Here is a 395-nt window from a genome sequence, read left to right on the forward strand (position 1 = left end):
TTCTCTTCCTCCTCCTCCCCTTCCCCCTTTCCCCCTTCTTCCCTTCTCCCCCTCTCTTCCTCTTTTTTTTCCCCCTCCCCCTTTTCTCCTCTCCTTCCTTTCCCCCCCTTTTTCCCCCTTTTCTCCCCCCCCTTCCTTTCCTCTTCCCCTTTTTCCCCCTTTTCCCCTTTCTCTTCCTTTTCTTCCTTCCCCTCCTTTTTCCCCTTCTCTTTCTCTCCCCCCCTTCCCTCTTCCTCTCTTCCCCTCTTCCTTCTTCTCTCCTCTCTTCCTTCCCTCTTTCCTTTTCCCTCTCTCCCCTCTCTTCCCTCTTCCTCCTTTTTCTCTTCTTTCTTTTCCCCTCCCCCCCCTTCTCCTTCCTTCTTCCTCCCTCCCTCCTCCCCCTTCCCTCCCCCCCC

General features: G+C 55.4%; 1 protein-coding gene. It reads right to left on the bottom strand.

Annotated elements, in window-relative coordinates; genetic code table 11:
* A partial coding sequence (locus KH400_RS29920) for a hypothetical protein (RefSeq protein ID WP_217228219.1) occupies positions 1 to 395 on the bottom strand: 395 nt, incomplete at both ends.

The sequence above is a fragment of the Desertibacillus haloalkaliphilus genome (genome assembly GCF_019039105.1).
GTDB classification, from domain to species: Bacteria; Bacillota; Bacilli; order Bacillales; family KJ1-10-99; genus Desertibacillus; species Desertibacillus haloalkaliphilus.